Here is a 935-nt window from a genome sequence, read left to right as displayed (position 1 = left end):
CCTTTCGTGGCGTCAAATGTGGTGGTGACGCCGCCATGCTCCACGCTGACCGTAACGCGAACGGCATCATCATCAATTTGCTGCAGGGCAAATGTCGGCTGGGTGCGATTGGTCATGTTATCGCCATGGACACCACTGTCGTCCGCGCTATCCAGTACGATGACCGGCGTCGACAGCGTGGTATCAATAGTGAAGTGGAGTGTCTCCGTCACCGTATTACCCGCATTGTCAGTCGCTTTCACATTCAGCGTATAGTCGCCATCCGGCACGGTGCCCGGCCAGGTATAATTCCAGACGCCCGGCGTCACGCTCTGTGTCGCCTTAACCCAGGTCACGCCACCGTCAATGCTCAGACTGACTTCGTTAACATCCCCTGGTACCGTGATGCGGAAATGTGGATTGGCGTCGTTAGTTAGATTGTCGCCCCTGGTACCACTGTCGTTAACCAGTTCAATAACATCGATGGTGATTTGGGTATCGACCGTGACCGTCAGCGACGCGGAGTATTTTACGTTCCCCGCATCATCCTCCACCCTCACTGTCAGCGTATAGTCGCCATCTGCCCATGTGCCGGTCGGTGTTACGCTCCAGTTGCCGGTCGCGTCTTTGGTGGCCGTCAGCACCTCTTTCGTGCCGCCATGCTGCACCTCAACCGTGACATACCGCGCGTCTGCGTCAATATTGCCCAGTAAAAACGTCGGCTTATTTACGTTGGTCAGGTTATCGCCTTTTGTTCCGCTGTCGTCCGTGCTGTCCAGCACGATAGTCGGTTCTGACAGTAGGGTATCGATGATGAAGTCCAGTTTCTGCGTCGTTTTGTTTCCCGCCTTGTCGGTCGCCTCCACTGTCAGGGTATGCTTCCCCTCTCCCACATCAGCCAGCCAGGTATAATCCCAGACGCCCGGCGTCGCGCTCTGGGTAGCGTTGAACCACGT

General features: G+C 56.1%; 1 protein-coding gene. It reads right to left on the bottom strand.

The genetic code is table 11. From position 1 onward, the window contains the following. Positions 1 to 935: Ig-like domain-containing protein (locus tag NA197_RS23335; protein ID WP_438796705.1), on the bottom strand; the 935-nt coding region annotated here is incomplete at both ends.

This window comes from Salmonella sp. NW884 (genome assembly GCF_051700745.1).
Taxonomy (GTDB): domain Bacteria; phylum Pseudomonadota; class Gammaproteobacteria; order Enterobacterales; family Enterobacteriaceae; genus Salmonella; species Salmonella enterica.
The sequence above is the reverse complement of the archived record's forward strand: the minus strand, read 5'-3'. Positions and strand labels throughout refer to the sequence as shown.